This is a genomic window from Candidatus Pantoea symbiotica (assembly GCF_056491525.1).
In genome coordinates this window covers 4,264,308-4,281,279 of sequence record NZ_JBSZHR010000002.1, presented here as the reverse complement: position 1 = coordinate 4,281,279, position 16,972 = coordinate 4,264,308, and the positions used below count along the sequence as shown (strand labels likewise).

The 16,972-nt window shown below is 51.5% G+C and carries 11 protein-coding genes, 4 tRNA genes and 1 pseudogene; 2 read left to right on the top strand and 14 right to left on the bottom strand.

All coding sequences use genetic code 11. The features are described 5' to 3' along the window. Positions 1 to 6 precede the first annotated feature (6 nt). Complete coding sequence (locus ACXIZX_RS20550) at positions 7 to 1,461, bottom strand: aminotransferase-like domain-containing protein (RefSeq protein WP_479404830.1); 1,455 nt, start codon at positions 1,459 to 1,461, stop codon at positions 7 to 9. Between the two features lie 175 nt (positions 1,462 to 1,636). On the opposite strand from ACXIZX_RS20550, the gene ACXIZX_RS20545 reads away from it, so the two are divergent. Further along, a complete protein-coding gene (locus ACXIZX_RS20545) occupies positions 1,637 to 1,825 on the top strand; it encodes a DUF1127 domain-containing protein (RefSeq protein WP_008108404.1) in 189 nt (62 codons plus the stop codon). 66 nt (positions 1,826 to 1,891) lie between these two features. Here ACXIZX_RS20545 and rpoC read toward each other — a convergent pair whose 3' ends face one another. From rpoC to ACXIZX_RS20480, 13 genes and pseudogenes are all read right to left on the bottom strand, one after another. Next, entirely contained in the window at positions 1,892 to 6,115 is a 4,224-nt protein-coding gene (rpoC, locus tag ACXIZX_RS20540; RefSeq protein WP_008108402.1) for a DNA-directed RNA polymerase subunit beta', read from the bottom strand. A 78-nt stretch (positions 6,116 to 6,193) separates the two neighbouring features. After that, positions 6,194 to 10,223, bottom strand: a pseudogene (gene rpoB / locus ACXIZX_RS20535) (DNA-directed RNA polymerase subunit beta). Between the two features lie 332 nt (positions 10,224 to 10,555). Then, positions 10,556 to 10,918 (bottom strand): 50S ribosomal protein L7/L12, encoded by a 363-nt coding sequence (gene rplL / locus ACXIZX_RS20530; protein WP_008108398.1) that lies wholly within the window; start codon positions 10,916 to 10,918, stop codon positions 10,556 to 10,558. A gap of 66 nt (positions 10,919 to 10,984) precedes the next feature. Further along, the gene (gene rplJ, locus ACXIZX_RS20525) at positions 10,985 to 11,482 is read right to left on the bottom strand and encodes a 50S ribosomal protein L10 (RefSeq protein WP_007886294.1); all 498 of its coding nucleotides are present in this window, start codon (positions 11,480 to 11,482) and stop codon (positions 10,985 to 10,987) included. A 348-nt stretch (positions 11,483 to 11,830) separates the two neighbouring features. Beyond that, positions 11,831 to 12,535 carry a 50S ribosomal protein L1 gene (rplA, locus tag ACXIZX_RS20520; protein ID WP_008108395.1) on the bottom strand — a complete coding sequence of 235 codons (705 nt, stop codon included), beginning with the start codon at positions 12,533 to 12,535 and terminating at the stop codon, positions 11,831 to 11,833. A 3-nt stretch (positions 12,536 to 12,538) separates the two neighbouring features. Then, on the bottom strand, positions 12,539 to 12,967 hold the full coding sequence (gene rplK / locus ACXIZX_RS20515; RefSeq protein WP_008108393.1) for a 50S ribosomal protein L11: 429 nt from the start codon (positions 12,965 to 12,967) through the stop codon (positions 12,539 to 12,541). A gap of 148 nt (positions 12,968 to 13,115) precedes the next feature. Beyond that, complete coding sequence (nusG, locus tag ACXIZX_RS20510; RefSeq protein WP_008108391.1) at positions 13,116 to 13,661, bottom strand: transcription termination/antitermination protein NusG; 546 nt, start codon at positions 13,659 to 13,661, stop codon at positions 13,116 to 13,118. Position 13,662: 1 nt separating this feature from the next. Continuing rightward, positions 13,663 to 14,046: a preprotein translocase subunit SecE gene (gene secE / locus ACXIZX_RS20505; RefSeq protein WP_008108388.1), complete on the bottom strand. Its 384-nt coding sequence runs from the start codon at positions 14,044 to 14,046 to the stop codon at positions 13,663 to 13,665. A 227-nt stretch (positions 14,047 to 14,273) separates the two neighbouring features. After that, positions 14,274 to 15,458, bottom strand: coding sequence for an elongation factor Tu (gene tuf / locus ACXIZX_RS20500; protein WP_179453205.1), 1,185 nt, complete (start codon positions 15,456 to 15,458; stop codon positions 14,274 to 14,276). A gap of 107 nt (positions 15,459 to 15,565) precedes the next feature. After that, positions 15,566 to 15,641: transfer RNA gene (locus ACXIZX_RS20495), tRNA-Thr, on the bottom strand. Between the two features lie 5 nt (positions 15,642 to 15,646). Beyond that, a tRNA-Gly gene (locus tag ACXIZX_RS20490) sits at positions 15,647 to 15,721 on the bottom strand. 192 nt (positions 15,722 to 15,913) lie between these two features. Then, positions 15,914 to 15,998: transfer RNA gene (locus ACXIZX_RS20485), tRNA-Tyr, on the bottom strand. 7 nt (positions 15,999 to 16,005) lie between these two features. Beyond that, positions 16,006 to 16,081: transfer RNA gene (locus ACXIZX_RS20480), tRNA-Thr, on the bottom strand. A 328-nt stretch (positions 16,082 to 16,409) separates the two neighbouring features. On the opposite strand from ACXIZX_RS20480, the gene ACXIZX_RS20475 reads away from it, so the two are divergent. Beyond that, the gene (locus ACXIZX_RS20475) at positions 16,410 to 16,967 is read left to right on the top strand and encodes a GNAT family N-acetyltransferase (RefSeq protein WP_479404829.1); all 558 of its coding nucleotides are present in this window, start codon (positions 16,410 to 16,412) and stop codon (positions 16,965 to 16,967) included. The last annotated feature ends 5 nt before the right edge of the window (positions 16,968 to 16,972 follow it).

The window sequence follows — 16,972 nt, the reverse complement described above, 5'->3', positions numbered from 1 at the left end:
CTTTCTTCACATAGTCAGGGAGGAGGTATGCACGGTTTCCACATTGCAAGCCAGCATGGCACGCTCTACCGCTGCGCCGAGTTGGGCTATCGCCTGCTCCGTATGCTCATTCATTGGCAAACCATAATTCAGGCGCAAGCAGTTGCGATACTTGCCCGAGGCCGAAAACAGCGAGCCCACCGCAACCTGCATGTTCAGCTCCCGCAATTCGGTATTGAGCCTGACTGCATCAAATGCTTCTGGCAATTCAATCCACATCAGGAAGCTGCCCTGCGGACGCGAGACACAAATCCCGCACGGGAAGTAGTGGCGCACCCAACAGCTGAAAGTTTCGTAGTTGCGTTGATACACCTGACGCATGCGCCGCAAGTGCGGCAGATAATGACCAAGGCGAATAAACTCGGCGACCGCATGCTGCGGCTGTGTGGCCGTCGATCCGGTGCTGATGTATTTCATATGCAGCACGCGATCGCGATAGCGTCCCGGCGCCACCCAACCAACACGCAATCCCGGCGCCAGCGTCTTGGAGAACGAACTGCACAGCAACACGCGGCCATCGTGGTCCAGCGACTTGATGGTAACCGGTCGCGGATACTCCCACGCCAGTTCGCCATACACATCGTCTTCAATAATCGCGGCATCAAAACGCTGCGCCAGCGTTACCAACGCACGTTTGCGAGATTCGGGCATGATAAAGCCCAGCGGATTATTGCAGTTTGGTACTACCACCACCGCTTTGATCGGCCACTGCTCGAACGCCAGTTCCAGCGCTTCCAGGCTGATACCGGTGACCGAATCGGTAGGAATCTCAATGGCGCGAATGCCGAAGCCGCGCAACGTTTGCATGGTGCCGTGGAAAGTGGGCGATTCCACGGCAATGATGTCACCGGACTGGCATATGGAACGAATCGAAATCGACAATGCTTCATGGCAGCCGGTTGTAATCACGATATCTTCTGCCGTAAGCTGACAACCGCTGTCGATCGTCAGGCGCGCAACCTGTTCGCGCAATGCCGCAACGCCCAGCAAACTGTCATAGTTGAGCTGGTCAATATCCTGCCTCTGCGCCATCCGGCTCTGAATTTTCCACAGCGGTTTCAATGTGGGCTGAGTGAGATCGGGAATACCGCTGCCAAGTTGCAACACATCGCTGTTAGTCCGGCTGCTGAGCAACTCCAGCACCGATTCCCATTGGGTGATTTCCACCGGGCGCTGTGCCGGTCGGGTTATCGCCGGCATCGGCGGCGTCGCTTTGCGCGTTGCAACGAAATATCCGGATCGTGGCTGCGGTACGATCAGCTGTTTCTCTTCCAGCAGATGATATGCCTGCTGAACGGTGCTGATACTCACGCCATGTTCCAGACTCAGCGTGCGCACCGATGGCAAACGCTCGCCGCTGCGGTACAGCCCTTGCTCAATACGATCCGAAAGCAAACATGCCAAATGTTGGTAACGCGTCATCGTATGCCTCACTCAGCCGTCGATCATGACAAACCAGTACAGATAGCCCTCATTATTACCATTCAGATCCATCACAGCGCAATCTGTATGTTAAAGATAAGTGATTTTTGCGTCTGTATCATAATGTGCAGGGATTGGACAATGCATCTCAGGCAACCTACTGAGGGCAAGGATTATGGAATTCGATCAAAACCGCGCGGCTAAACCTTTTGATGTCACTTTACTGGATATCTTCCGTGGCGCAGTACGTATGGTTAAACACTGGAAAGCACGGCGTGAAACACATCGCATCCTGTCAAAACTGAGTGACAATCAGCTGCGTGATATCGGACTGACACGCGAAGATGTCTGCCGCAAGTTCTGACAAAATGAAGACGAAAAAAAACCCTGCCGAGGCAGGGTTTTTTATTGGTCAGCTTTAGCAGACGAATTACTCGTCGTCGCTTCCGCCCAGACCGGCGTTCAGCAATTCAGCCAGGCTAGCAGAGGCTTCATCCGCAGTAACCTGCGGTGCAACCGGTGCTTCACCCGCAGAGCGGCGACGCATACGATCCTGGTGATAAGCATAACCGGTACCGGCTGGGATCAGACGACCCACGATTACGTTCTCTTTCAGGCCGCGCAGTTCATCGCGCTTACCTGCAACTGCTGCTTCAGTCAGGACACGCGTGGTCTCCTGGAACGATGCTGCAGAGATGAACGATTCGGTTGCCAGTGACGCTTTGGTGATACCCAGCAGATCGCGCATGAATGTTGCGCCGATTTTGCCATTCGCTTCAAGTTCACGGTTAGAGATCTTGATGCGAGAGTATTCAGCCTGCTCACCTTCCAGGAAGTCGGTGCTTCCCACGCTCGAGATGGTTGCTTTACGCAGCATCTGACGAACGATGACTTCGATGTGTTTATCGTTAATCTTAACGCCTTGCAGACGGTAAACTTCCTGCACTTCGTTAGTGATGTAACGGGTCACAGCATGGACGCCACGCAGACGCAGGATGTCGTGCGGAGACTCTGGGCCGTCAGATACGACGTCACCACGTTCTACGCGCTCACCTTCGAATACGTTAAGCTGACGCCATTTTGGAATCATCTCTTCGTACGGATCGCTACCATCGACCGGCGTGATTACCAGACGACGCTTACCTTTGGTCTCTTTACCGAAGGAGATGATACCGCTGATCTCCGCCAGGATTGCTGGCTCTTTCGGACGACGCGCTTCGAACAAGTCAGCAACGCGCGGCAGACCACCGGTAATATCCTTGGTACCGCCAGATTCCTGAGGAACACGCGACAGCGTGTCACCGGCACTGATCTTAACGCCATCTTCCAGCTGAACAATCGCTTTGCCCGGCAGGAAGTACTGTGCTGGCATGTCGGTACCTGGAATCAGAACATCATTTCCGTTGGCATCAACAATTTTCAGCGCAGGACGCAGATCTTTACCGCCCGCAGTACGTTCTGCAGAATCCAGAACCACCAGCGATGACAGACCGGTTAAATCGTCAGTCTGACGCGTAATGGTCTGACCGTCGATCATGTCAGTGAAGCGAATGAAACCGCCCACTTCGGTGATTACCGGCATGGTATGCGGATCCCAGTTTGCTACGGTCTCGCCCGCTGCAACCTGCTCGCCATCACCTTTAGCCATAACCGCACCGTAAGGCACTTTATAGCTCTCTTTGGTACGACCGAACTCGTCGATCATCTTCAGCTCAACGTTACGTGAAACGATAACCAGTTTCCCTGAGGAGTTGGTTACAGACTTCGCGTTGGTCAGCTTGATAGTACCTTTGTTCTTCACCTGGATGCTGGATTCAGCAGCCGCACGAGATGCCGCACCACCGATGTGGAACGTACGCATCGTCAGCTGAGTACCCGGCTCACCGATGGACTGTGCTGCGATAACACCGATGGCCTCACCTTTGTTGATGATGTGACCACGTGCCAGATCGCGACCGTAGCAGTGTGCGCACACACCGAAGTCGGTTTCACAGCCAACAACCGAGCGCACTTTGATCGCATCGACTGAATTCAGTTCGATCACATCACACCAGTGCTCATCGATCAGGGTGTTACGCGGGATCAGGATGTCCGCAGTGCCCGGCTTTAGAACGTCTTCAGCCGTTACACGACCCAGTACACGCTCACGCAGCGGCTCTTTAACGTCGCCACCTTCGATGACCGGAGTCATCATGATGCCTTCGAACGTGCCGCAGTCATCTTCGGTAACAACCAGATCCTGCGCTACGTCTACCAGACGACGCGTCAGATAACCGGAGTTAGCTGTTTTCAGTGCGGTATCCGCAAGACCTTTACGCGCACCGTGCGTGGAGATGAAGTACTGGAGTACGTTCAGACCTTCACGGAAGTTCGCGGTGATCGGCGTTTCGATGATTGAGCCATCTGGCTTAGCCATCAGACCACGCATACCGGCCAGCTGACGAATCTGTGCAGCAGAACCACGCGCACCGGAGTCGGCCATCATGTAGATGCTGTTGAACGATACCTGCTGCTCTTCTTCGCCATGACGGTTGATCACAGTTTCAGTTTGCAGGTTATCCATCATCGCTTTGGAAACGCGTTCGTTAGCGGCGGCCCAAATATCGATAACTTTGTTGTAACGTTCGCCAGCAGTTACCAGACCAGACTGGAACTGTTCCTGAATCTCAGCAACTTCCGCTTCCGCTTCGGCTACGATTTCCGCTTTCTTCGCTGGGATGACCATGTCGTCGATACCTACAGAGGCACCTGAACGGGCTGCGTAAGCAAAACCGGTGTACATGGTTTGGTCAGCAAAGATAACGGTCGGCTTCAGGCCCAGGATGCGGTAACAGGTGTTCAGCATCTTGGAAATTGCTTTCTTACCCAGCGCCTGGTTGACGATGGAGTAAGGCAGGCCTTTCGGAACGATCATCCACAGAATCGCACGACCAATGGTGGTGTCGATAATGCTGGTTTTCGCAACGAACTCTTCCTGCTCGTTCTTTGTATATTCGGTGATACGCACTTTAACGCGTGCATGCAGCTCGGCCAGGCCAGCGCGGTAAACACGCTCAGCTTCTTTCGGGCCAGTCAGCACCATGCCTTCGCCTTTGGCGTTCACTTTGTCGCGGGTCATGTAGTACAGACCCAAAACAACGTCCTGTGAAGGAACGATGATTGGCTCGCCGTTCGCTGGTGACAGAATGTTGTTGGTCGACATCATCAGCGCACGCGCTTCCAGCTGGGCTTCCAGCGTCAGCGGTACGTGAACAGCCATCTGGTCACCATCGAAGTCGGCGTTATATGCCGCACAAACCAGCGGGTGCAGCTGGATCGCTTTACCTTCGATCAGAACCGGTTCAAACGCCTGGATACCCAAACGGTGCAGAGTTGGTGCACGGTTCAGCAGTACCGGGTGTTCGCGGATCACTTCGTCCAGGATATCCCAAACGACAGCTTCTTCGCGCTCAACCATTTTCTTCGCGGCTTTGATGGTGGTGGCCAGGCCACGCAGTTCCAGCTTGCCGTAAATGAACGGTTTGAACAGCTCAAGAGCCATTTTCTTCGGCAGACCGCACTGATGCAGACGCAGGTATGGGCCAACGGTGATAACTGAACGGCCAGAGTAGTCAACACGTTTACCCAACAGGTTCTGACGGAAACGACCCTGTTTACCTTTGATCATGTCTGCCAGAGATTTCAGCGGACGCTTGTTCGAGCCGGTGATGGCGCGACCGCGACGGCCGTTATCCAGCAGTGCATCAACCGCTTCCTGCAACATACGTTTTTCGTTACGTACGATGATATCTGGCGCAGCCAGATCCAGCAGGCGTTTCAGACGGTTGTTACGGTTGATCACGCGACGATACAGATCGTTCAGATCCGACGTAGCGAAACGACCACCATCCAGCGGTACCAGCGGACGCAGATCTGGCGGCAGAACCGGCAGAACGGTCAGGATCATCCACTCTGGCTTGTTACCAGACTGAACGAACGCTTCCAGCAGCTTGATACGCTTGGTCAGCTTTTTACGTTTGGTCTCGGAGTTGGTTTCGTTCAGCTCTTCACGCAGCTGTTCGCACTCTTGCTCCAGATCCATATTTTTCAGCAGCGCCTGGATAGCTTCCGCACCCATCTTCGCGTCGAATTCGTCACCGAACTCTTCCAGCGCGTCAAGGTACTGCTCTTCCGTCAGAATCTGACGTTTTTCCAGGTTGGTCATGCCGCCTTCGATAACCACATAAGATTCGAAGTACAGCACGCGCTCGATATCACGCAGTGGCATATCCAGCAGCAAGCCGATACGCGAAGGCAGTGATTTCAGGAACCAAATGTGCGCAGTTGGAGAAGCCAGCTCAATGTGGCCCATGCGCTCACGACGTACTTTGGTCTGTGTAACTTCAACGCCACACTTCTCACAGATCACGCCGCGATGTTTTAAACGCTTGTACTTACCGCACAGGCATTCGTAATCTTTTACCGGTCCGAAAATACGGGCACAGAAAAGACCGTCACGCTCAGGCTTGAAGGTACGGTAGTTAATGGTTTCCGGCTTTTTAACTTCACCAAAAGACCATGAACGGATCATGTCTGGCGAGGCCAGAGCAATTTTGATCGCATCAAACTCTTCGGTCTTAGTTTGCGCTTTCAGAAACTTAAGTAAGTCTTTCACGGATTAGCTCCCGTCGGAGTGGAACTCTCAGGGACGCGCACCCGAAGTGCACGTCCCGTAACCAGTACTTGCGAGTACTTACTCGTCTTCCAGCTCGATGTTGATACCCAGCGAGCGAATCTCTTTCAACAGTACGTTGAAGGATTCAGGCATGCCCGGTTCCATCTGATGGTTACCGTCGACGATGTTTTTATACATCTTCGTACGGCCGTTAACGTCATCAGATTTAACGGTAAGCATTTCCTGCAGGGTATACGCGGCACCGTATGCTTCCAGTGCCCACACTTCCATCTCACCGAAGCGCTGTCCACCGAACTGCGCTTTACCACCCAGCGGCTGCTGAGTAACCAAGCTGTAAGAACCGGTAGAACGTGCGTGCATCTTGTCGTCGACCAAGTGGTTCAGTTTCAGCATATACATGTAACCTACGGTTACCTGACGCTCAAACTGCTCACCGGTACGGCCGTCGAACAGGGTGATCTGACCGGAAGAAGGCAAGCCGCCGAGCTGCAACAGCTCTTTGATTTCGCTCTCTTTCGCACCGTCAAACACCGGAGTCGCGATTGGCATACCCTTCTTCAGGTTTTCTGCCAGACGCAGCACTTCGTCGTCTGTAAAGGTGTTCAGGTCAACTTTCTGACGCACATCAGTGCCCAGATCGTAAGCACGCTGGATGAACTCACGCAGTTTGGAGACTTCTTCCTGCTTCTTCAGCATCGCATTGATTTTTTCACCAATGCCTTTCGCCGCCATACCGAGGTGAGTTTCCAGGATCTGACCGATGTTCATACGCGATGGTACGCCCAGCGGGTTCAGTACGATGTCGACCGGCGTACCGTTCTCATCGTAAGGCATGTCTTCGATAGGGTTGATCTTAGAGATAACACCCTTGTTACCGTGACGACCTGCCATCTTGTCACCAGGCTGGATCTGACGTTTAACGGCCAGATACACCTTAACGATTTTCAGCACGCCTGGTGCCAGATCATCGCCTTGAGTGATCTTGCGACGCTTAGCTTCAAGTTTCTTCTCAAACTCGTGCTTCAGCTCGTCGTACTGCTCAGCCAGCTGCTCCAGAGAATTCTGCTTCTCTTCGTCAGTCAGGCCCAGCTCCAACCAGCGCTCACGTGGCAGTTTGTCCAGCTTCTCAGCTTCAACACCACCCGAGATCAGTACTGCCTGGATACGGCCGAACAGGCCCGCTTCAAAGATCTGCAGTTCTTCAGACAGGTCTTTCTTAACCTGCTTCAGCTGCATCTCTTCGATTTCCAGCGCGCGCTTGTCTTTTTCCACGCCATCGCGGGTGAAGACCTGCACATCGATAACCGTACCGGATACGCCGTTTGGAACGCGCAGTGACAGAATCTTTCACGTCAGAGGCTTTTTCACCGAAGATCGCACGCAGCAGTTTCTCTTCTGGCGTCAGCTGGGTTTCACCTTTCGGCGTTACCTTACCAACCAGAATGTCGCCACCGGTCACTTCCGCACCGATATACACGATGCCGGATTCATCCAGTTTAGAAAGCGCAGCTTCACCCACGTTCGGGATATCAGCGGTGATCTCTTCTGGCCCCAGCTTGGTGTCGCGAGACACACATGCCAGTTCCTGGATGTGAATAGTGGTGAAACGGTCTTCCTGAACCACACGCTCGGATACGAGGATGGAGTCTTCGAAGTTGTAACCGTTCCATGGCATGAACGCCACGCGCATGTTCTGACCGAGCGCCAGTTCACCGAGATCGGTAGACGGGCCATCTGCCAGCACGTCGCCACGCTCAATCGGCTCACCCAGATTTACACACGGCATCTGGTTGATGCAGGTGTTCTGGTTAGAACGGGTGTACTTGGTCAGGTTGTAGATGTCGATACCCGCTTCGCCCGGATACATCTCTTCTTCGTTAACTTTGATAACGATACGAGAAGCGTCAACGTACTGAACGGTACCACCACGTTTCGCGACGGCAGTTACACCGGAGTCAACCGCTACTGCACGTTCCATACCGGTACCAACCAGCGGCTTATCAGCGCGCAGAGTTGGAACCGCCTGACGTTGCATGTTCGCACCCATCAAGGCGCGGTTAGCATCATCGTGCTCCAGGAACGGAATCAGTGACGCACCGACAGAAACCACCTGTTGGGTGGAAACGTCCATGTAGTCAACCTGATCGCGGCTGAACAGGCTTGACTCACCCTTGCTACGGCAGGTGACGAGATCGTCAACAAAGCTGCCATCTTCTGCGAGGTTGGTGTTCGCCTGAGCGATAACGTAGTTACCCTCTTCAATTGCAGAGAGGTAATGAATTTCATCACTCACTTTACCGTCAACAACACGACGATACGGGGTTTCAAGGAAACCGTATTCGTTGGTCTGCGCGTAAACAGAGAGTGAGTTGATCAGACCGATGTTCGGGCCTTCCGGGGTTTCGATAGGACATACACGACCGTAGTGGGTTGGGTGTACGTCACGTACTTCGAAGCCGGCGCGCTCACGGGTCAGACCGCCTGGGCCCAGAGCAGAGATACGACGTTTGTGCGTAATCTCAGACAACGGGTTGTTCTGATCCATAAACTGGGACAGCTGGCTTGAGCCGAAGAACTCTTTCACCGCCGCCGAAATCGGCTTAGCGTTGATCATGTCCTGAGGCATCAGCGTATCGAGGTCGCCCAGAGACAGACGCTCTTTAACTGCACGCTCAACACGAACCAGACCAACACGGAACTGGTTTTCTGCCATTTCGCCAACAGAACGAATACGACGGTTACCGAGGTGATCGATATCATCCACTTCACCGATACCGTTACGGATACCGATAAGCTTTTTCATCACTTCGATGATGTCGTCTTTGCTCAGGATACCTGAACCTTCGATCTCATCACGCAGCAGAGAACGGTTGAACTTCATGCGACCAACCGCAGAAAGATCATAACGATCTTCAGAGAAGAACAGGTTCTCAAACAGGTTTTCAGCGGCTTCACGCGTTGGTGGCTCACCAGGACGCATCATGCGGTAGATCTCAACCAGCGCGCTTAAGCGATCGTTGGTTGGGTCAACACGCAGAGTCTCGGAGATATACGCACCGTGATCCAGGTCGTTGGTAAACAGCGTTTCAATGCGCTTGTGGCCTGACTGGCTCAGTTTCGCCAGCAGATCCAGTGACAATTCCATGTTCGCTGGAACGATCAGCTCGCCGGTGTTCAGATCGACGTAGTCTTTAGCGACCACTTTGCCAGCAATGTATTCAACTGGCACTTCGATGTGCTGAATGTTGTCTTTTTCCAGCTGACGGATGTGGCGCGCAGTGATGCGACGACCTTTCTCAACGTAGACCGTGCCGTTTGCTTCGATATCGAAGGAGGCGGTTTCACCACGCAGGCGCTCAGGCACCAGTTCCATCTGCAGTTTGTTATCGCGGATTTCATAAACGACTTTGTCAAAGAACAGATCGAGGATTTGTTCTGAGGTGAAGTTTAACGCGCGCAGAATGATACTGGCCGGCAGCTTACGACGACGGTCAATACGGACGAAGAGGTTGTCTTTCGGGTCAAACTCGAAGTCGAGCCATGAACCGCGGTAAGGGATGATACGTGCGTTATACAGCACTTTACCGGAAGAGTGCGTTTTACCCTTATCACTGTCGAAGAACACGCCAGGACTACGGTGCAGCTGAGAAACGATAACACGCTCAGTACCATTGATAACAAAGGTACCGTTGTCCGTCATGAGTGGAATCTCACCCATGTAGACTTCTTGTTCTTTAATGTCTTTTACGGTGCCTTCCGGCGCTTCGCGCTCGTAGATCACCAGACGCAGTTTCACGCGCAGCGGTGCCGAATAGGTCACGCCACGGATCTGACATTCAGTTACGTCAAAGACAGGCTCACCCAAACGGTAGCTAACATACTGCAACTCAGAGTTGCCGCTGTAGCTTGAGATTGGGAATACGGAGCGGAAGGCTGCTTCCAGACCGTACTGGCCTTCTGGATCTTGCTCGATAAACTTCTGGAACGAGTCAAGCTGGATAGAAAGGAGATAAGGTATGTCCAAAACTTGTGGACGTTTACCAAAATCCTTACGAATACGTTTTTTCTCGGTATAGGAGTAAACCATGGGGTTCCTCAGCTAGCTGACATGTCGAACCACGCTGTCCGTCCTGAAAAGGACAGTTCATGCAACACTATTTTTTGTTTTTCATGCGATGCGTAGCACCCCATGCAATACATCTTTCTATCACTCTTAAATCATTTCATCGCCGTTGCTCAGGCAGGGAACCTTCGCAGGAGAGCGATATATTAAGGCGTCGATAGAAAAAGATATTGAAGAGGAATGATGGACAAACAGTGCGAAACGCCATCATTCCCCTGTAGCGCAAAAAGGCTGGTGACCTAAACAGTCACCAGCCATCAGCCTAATGTTACTCAGGCTGCAACCCGAAGGTTGTCTTACTTAACTTCAACTTCAGCGCCAGCTTCTTTCAGAGCAGCTTCAAGAGCGGCTGCGTCATCTTTGCTGATGGCTTCTTTGATAGTACCAGTAGCTTCAACCAGGTCTTTAGCTTCTTTCAAGCCCAGGCCAGTTGCAGTACGTACTGCTTTGATTACTGCGACTTTGTTAGCGCCAACAGCTTTCAGAATTACGTCGAATTCAGTTTTCTCTTCAACAGCTTCAGCTGGGCCAGCAGCAACAGCTACAGCAGCAGCAGCAGAAACGCCGAATTTTTCTTCCATAGCAGAAACCAGCTCAACTACTTCCATTACGGACATAGCGGCAACAGCTTCCAGAATTTGGTCTTTAGTGATAGACATATCGATTGTTCCTAAAAATCAGAAAAAGTTTATACGTTAGCAAGCACGAAGGAAAAGAATTTGGCCTTAAGCCGCTTCTTTTGCATCGCGCACAGCAGCCAGAGTACGGACCAGTTTGCCAGCAGCGGCTTCTTTCATGGTCGACATCAGACGTGCCAGTGCTTCTTCGTAAGTCGGCAGAGTTGCCAGACGGTCAATATTGGCCGCCGTGATCAGCTCACCTTCAAAGGCTGCAGCTTTGACCTCAAATTTTGCATTCGCTTTAGCGAAATCTTTGAACAGACGAGCAGCAGCGCCCGGGTGTTCCAAAGAGTATGCAATCAGGGTCGGACCAACAAACGTGTCTTTCAGGCACTCGAAAGGAGTACCTTCAACGACGCGGCGCAGCAGGGTGTTACGAACAACACGCATGTAAACGCCAGCTTCACGACCTGCTTTACGCAGTTCGGTCATTTTATCAACGGTTACGCCACGGGAATCCGCAACAACCGCTGAAAGCGCGCCTTTGGCTACTTCGCTAACTTCAGCAACAATCGCTTGTTTGCCTTGAAGATTTAATGCCATTAGCTTTGCTCCTGGATTGGCCGGGAATAATTTCCCGGAACTCACTTCACTCATTCACCCGAAGGCGATAAGCGCTATTACACGGTGAGCAGAATCCAGCGAAGAAAAAATTCTTTTTGGTTCTGTCACCGTCTACGCAGGGTATTAAGCAAGATATCCGAAAATATTCTGCTCCTGCGGTCTCGGACGGAGGCCAGGATAAGGCCTGGCTCCAACCTAAGCGACTGAACAACTGAGTCTTTAGACTTAGTCACTCACTCGCTTTGAATCTGGGTTCTGAATTGCGTTAACAACCAGAACAACGGGCGTAAGATTCTAGATGAATTTTTCGCCCGTTACAAGCAGCAATTAGTTTGCTGATGCGCTCAGACCAGCCTGGTCAACGGCAACGCCGGCGCCCATGGTGGTAGAGATGCTAACTTTCTTGATGTACACGCCTTTCGCCTGTGATGGTTTAGCTTTTTTCAGCGCAACCAGCAGAGATTCCAGGTTTTCTTTCAATTTGTCAGTGTCAAAATCCACTTTACCGATGGTGGTGTGGATGATGCCGTTTTTGTCGTTACGATAACGAACCTGACCTGCTTTAGCATTTTTAACTGCTTCAGCAACGTTAGGGGTTACAGTACCAACTTTCGGGTTTGGCATCAGACCGCGTGGGCCCAGAACCTGGCCCAACTGGCCAACAACGCGCATTGCATCTGGAGATGCGATAACAACGTCAAAGTTCATTTCGCCTTTTTTGATCTGCTCAGCCAGATCTTCCATACCAACCAGCTCTGCGCCAGCTGCTTTAGCAGCTTCAGCGTTTGCACCTTGGGTGAAGACGGCAACACGTACTGAACGACCAGTACCGTGTGGCAGAACGGTCGCGCCACGCACGTTCTGATCAGATTTACGAGCATCGATGCCGAGGTTAACAGCAACGTCTACGCTTTCTACAAACTTAGCAGTAGCCAGTTCTTTCAACAGAGCAACAGCTTCGGTGATGTCGTACTGCTTGGTCGCGTCAACTTTGTCGCGAATTACGCTCATGCGCTTGGTCAGCTTAGCCATTTCTTAATCCTCTACTACCAGGCCCATGGAACGAGCAGTACCTTCGATAGAGCGAGTCATCGCTTCTACGTCAGAACCAGTCATGTCCGCAGCTTTAGTTTCTGCGATTTCACGTACCTGAGCACGAGTCACTTTACCGACTTTATCTTTGTTCGGCTTACCAGAACCAGACTTGATGCCTGCTGCTTTTTTCAGCAGAACGGCAGCCGGAGGCGTTTTGGTAACGAAAGTGAAAGAACGGTCGCTGTATACGGTGATAACAACTGGAGTAGGCAGACCTTTCTCCAGAGATTCTGTCTTAGCGTTGAACGCTTTGCAGAATTCCATGATGTTAACACCCTGCTGACCCAGAGCTGGACCAACAGGTGGGCTTGGGTTAGCCATACCAGCTGCAACCTGCAGCTTGACGTAGGCTTGTACTTTCTTGGCCATGATATTTCCTCAATTGGGTTTTAACGCCTGAAAAACAGGCTCCCCGTGATAACGATTTACACGCTAGTAGCAGCGCATAAAAACAAAAGGCGCGAAATTATAGGTAAATTTCGCGCCTTCCGCAAGAGCTAAAAAGTGAACAAAAGGGTTAAGCTTTTTCCACCTGAGCGAAGTCGAGTTCCACTGGCGTTGCACGACCAAAGATGGAAACGGAAACTTTCAAGCGGCTCTTCTCGTAATCCACTTCTTCGACCACACCGTTGAAGTCGGCAAACGGGCCGTCGCTGACGCGTACCATCTCGCCTGGCTCGAACAGCGTTTTTGGACGCGGCTTATCACCAACCTGCTGCAGGCGGTTCATAATCGCATCAACTTCTTTATCACTGATTGGCGCAGGACGATCGGAAGTTCCGCCGATAAAGCCCATCACACGCGGTACACTACGTACTAAGTGCCAGCTGGCGTCATTCATTACCATCTGAACCAATACGTAGCCAGGGAAGAACTTACGTTCGCTTTTGCGACGTTGGCCACCACGGATTTCGACGACTTCTTCAGTCGGCACCATGACTTCGCCAAAAAGCTCTTCCATGTTGTGCAGTTTGATATGCTCGTGCAGCGACTTAGCTACGCGAGCTTCAAAACCGGAGAACGCCTGAACGACGTACCAGCGTTTTTTTGGAGCTTCAGACATCTCAGAACCTCAGGCCAGTGATAAACGATACCAGGCGGACCAGAATACCATCCAGCCCCCACAAAATCAGTGACATCACGGCAGTTACCGCGGCAACGATTAACGTGGTGTGCAATGTTTCCTGGCGAGTTGGCCAAATGACCTTGCGCATTTCGGTTCTTGCTTCACGGGCAAATGCAACAGTCGCTTTGCCTTTGATTGTCAGCAATGCGATGCCGCCTGCTGCAGCAATCAGCACTACTACAGCCAGCGCGCGCAGCGGCAGTGTTACATCGCGATAAATATAGTTGCCGACAATTGCTACCAGGAGCAATGCGATCACAACTACCCATTTCATCGCTTCAAGGCCGCGCCCGCTTCCTTGAGCTTCGGTATTCGCACTCATAAACCAACCTGCCACAATAATTCAGAAACTATTCTGCCCCGCAGAGCGAGGCATCCAAACCGAATGAGCTTTTGAGCGTAACTCGGTATCCAACGCCGTGAAACAGAGCCTGTCTCAACAATGATTATGATTGAAAATCACTGATGAGCCAGGTTCTATGTAACAGCGTGCAAAAAGGGCATCAAATGATGCCCTTTCCTTGTGCATTGCGTCAAATGTTATCGCAATTAAGCGATAATTTCAGCAACAACACCCGCACCAACAGTACGGCCGCCTTCACGGATTGCGAAACGCAGACCCTGATCCATAGCGATTGGCTTGATCAAAGTAACGGTCATTTTTACGTTGTCGCCTGGCATTACCATCTCAACGCCTTCTGGCAGTTGAACGTCACCGGTCACGTCAGTAGTACGGAAGTAGAACTGAGGACGGTAGCCTTTGAAGAACGGAGTATGACGGCCGCCTTCATCTTTAGACAGGACGTAAACTTCTGAAGTGAACTGGGTATGTGGCTTGATTGAACCCGGCTTAGCCAGAACCTGACCACGCTCGATGTCTTCACGCTTGATACCACGCAGCAGAACACCACAGTTCTCGCCTGCCTGACCCTGGTCCAGCAGTTTGCGGAACATTTCAACGCCAGTACAGGTTGATTTAACAGTATCTTTCAGGCCAACAACTTCAACTTCGTCGCCCACTTTAACGATACCGCGCTCAACACGACCGGTAACAACAGTACCACGGCCAGAGATTGAGAATACGTCTTCGATTGGCAGCAGGAACGGCTTGTCGATTGCACGTACTGGCTCTGGGATATAGGTATCCAGATGACCAGCCAGTTCAATGATCTTAGCTTCCCACTCAGCGTCGCCTTCCAGCGCTTTCAGAGCAGAACCACGTACGATTGGAGTGTCGTCGCCTGGGAAGTCATATGCTGACAGCAGGTCACGTACTTCCATCTCAACCAGTTCCAGCAGCTCTTCATCATCAACCATGTCGCACTTGTTCAGGAACACGATGATGTAAGGAACGCCAACCTGACGACCCAGCAGGATGTGCTCACGGGTCTGTGGCATTGGGCCATCAGTCGCAGCAACAACCAGGATCGCGCCGTCCATCTGTGCAGCACCGGTGATCATGTTTTTCACATAATCGGCGTGGCCTGGGCAGTCAACGTGCGCATAGTGGCGATTCGGGGTTTCATATTCAACGTGAGAAGTGTTGATGGTGATACCACGTGCTTTCTCTTCTGGCGCTTTATCGATCTCGTCGAATTTGCTTGCCTTACCGCCGTAGGTTTTAGCCAGCACGGTAGTAATTGCTGCCGTCAGGGTAGTTTTACCATGGTCGACGTGACCGATGGTGCCCACGTTTACGTGCAGTTTGTTACGCTGAAATTGCTCTTTAGCCATCGCTAGTCCCTCTAAGACACGGATATATCGAAGATATCGTCATATCAACCAGGCATTGCCTGACTGTTTGGTTTACAGAGAGAGAATCAGGAGAGAGATAAAGGAAGTGGTGCTGATACCCAGAGTCGAACTGGGGACCTCACCCTTACCAAGGGTGCGCTCTACCAACTGAGCCATATCAGCACATCTGGAGCGGGCAGCGGGAATCGAACCCGCATCATCAGCTTGGAAGGCTGAGGTAATAGCCATTATACGATGCCCGCATCCTGGAACTCGGCTACCTGTTCTTTCTGTAGCTTATGAATAATAAAAGAAGACCTTCTATTATTCGAGCCGGTCAGAGTTTCTGACCAACTTTGATTGCGCTAATGCACAATCTGAAATTCGAAGGTGAGAGATGAATAACTCACCCATCAGACAAAGACTTTATCTGATGCCCAACCAGGAGGTTGAGATGGTGGTGGGAGAAGGATTCGAACCTTCGAAGTCTGTGACGGCAGATTTACAGTCTGCTCCCTTTGGCCGCTCGGGAATCCCACCTACTTGATGGTGCCGGCTACCGGAATCGAACTGGTGACCTACTGATTACAAGTCAGTTGCTCTACCAACTGAGCTAAGCCGGCATCAAGTGGAGCGCATTCTAGGAAGACCCGAAGAAGGATGCAACAAAAAAATCGCCAAAATTGTTCTATCGCTTACTATTTGTGCAAATCATCTCAAATTAGCTATCTCATGCAGTAAAATCATCCAAAACATGTCCATTTTTACACCAATTCGTCGATTGGTTTTCTCTGTATCAACATCATTTCCAATGCACATATTTGAAGCGCACTGCCTTTCTACTGTGCAAATTTAGAAATTTTTTTGTGAAAACATCCTCCATAGCCGTTTTTTCGGCTGGTCCGCATTTTGCTTATCTATTAAATCGGGTCATTAAATGGAGTGTGTCGTATGAATATTGTTCAGATTACTGCAGAAACATTACCCCGCTATCGCCAGGCTTTGGCAGCCCTGATGATAGACGCGGTAAAAAACAATATGACTTCGGCATTCCAACATTCGCAAAAGATGCAACAGTATCAGGATGCCGAGCGTTATTTTCATAGCTTGCGCAACCAAATGGCACACCATGAGCTGCTGTTATGGATCGCTATCATCGACTCGGTTGTGGTGGGAAGCATACAGCTCAACATTTGTCAGCGCCCAGATGGACAAAATCGCGCGGAGGTTTTACAGCTGCTCGTGCATTCCAGCGCTCAACGAGAAGGGATCGGGCGTAGATTAATACAGACGCTTGAGCAGAAGGCAGAAAGCTATCAACGTGGTCTGCTTTATTTAGATGTCATTGCGGGTTCTGTAGCAGAGAATTTTTACCGTTCGCATGGCTACCACTATTTAGGAGAATTGCCCGACTATGCGTTATGCGCGGATGGGCATCCTCATCCCGGCGCGATTTACTATAAACGTCTGCGCGCCCGCCCAGCAGAAAATGTAGCGACAAGCTACTGACCGAC

Bases quoted from the DNA above. Each gene is read 5' to 3' on its own strand.
- ACXIZX_RS20550 (WP_479404830.1), bottom strand. From the start codon at position 1,461: ATGACGCGTTACCAACATTTGGCATGTTTGCTTTCGGATCGTATTGAG.
- ACXIZX_RS20545 (WP_008108404.1), top strand. From the start codon at position 1,637: ATGGAATTCGATCAAAACCGCGCGGCTAAACCTTTTGATGTCACTTTA.
- rplL (WP_008108398.1), bottom strand. From the start codon at position 10,918: ATGTCTATCACTAAAGACCAAATTCTGGAAGCTGTTGCCGCTATGTCC.
- rplJ (WP_007886294.1), bottom strand. From the start codon at position 11,482: ATGGCATTAAATCTTCAAGGCAAACAAGCGATTGTTGCTGAAGTTAGC.
- rplA (WP_008108395.1), bottom strand. From the start codon at position 12,535: ATGGCTAAGCTGACCAAGCGCATGAGCGTAATTCGCGACAAAGTTGAC.
- rplK (WP_008108393.1), bottom strand. From the start codon at position 12,967: ATGGCCAAGAAAGTACAAGCCTACGTCAAGCTGCAGGTTGCAGCTGGT.
- nusG (WP_008108391.1), bottom strand. From the start codon at position 13,661: ATGTCTGAAGCTCCAAAAAAACGCTGGTACGTCGTTCAGGCGTTCTCC.
- secE (WP_008108388.1), bottom strand. From the start codon at position 14,046: ATGAGTGCGAATACCGAAGCTCAAGGAAGCGGGCGCGGCCTTGAAGCG.
- tuf (WP_179453205.1), bottom strand. From the start codon at position 15,458: ATGGCTAAAGAGCAATTTCAGCGTAACAAACTGCACGTAAACGTGGGC.
- ACXIZX_RS20475 (WP_479404829.1), top strand. From the start codon at position 16,410: ATGAATATTGTTCAGATTACTGCAGAAACATTACCCCGCTATCGCCAG.